This window comes from Telluria sp. AZSoR62, from assembly GCF_058111565.1.
In genome coordinates this window covers 1-251 of the sequence record NZ_JBYTST010000462.1, presented here as the reverse complement: position 1 = coordinate 251, position 251 = coordinate 1, and the positions used below count along the sequence as shown (strand labels likewise).

The 251-nt window shown below is 60.6% G+C and carries 1 protein-coding gene; it reads left to right on the top strand.

The genetic code is table 11. The features are described from left to right. Positions 1 to 251 (top strand): enolase C-terminal domain-like protein (locus AC3XQU_RS24420; RefSeq protein WP_489876700.1); only part of this gene is annotated, 251 nt, incomplete at both ends.

Genomic DNA, 251 nt, shown 5'->3' with positions numbered 1-251 from the left:
GGCTGCAACGCCATCAGCATCAAGACGGCACGCAGCGGATTCACCGAAGCGCAGCAGATTCTAGGGTTGTGCACCGGACTGGACGTGGATGTCGTTATGGGTAACCAGATCGATTCCCAAATTGGCACCCTGGCGACAGTGGCGTTCGGCGCCGCCCACGAAGCGACCTCCCGCCGTGCCGGAGAGCTCTCCAACTTTTTGGACATGTCCGATGACCTGCTCACCGAACCCATCAGCATCAGCGACGGCAC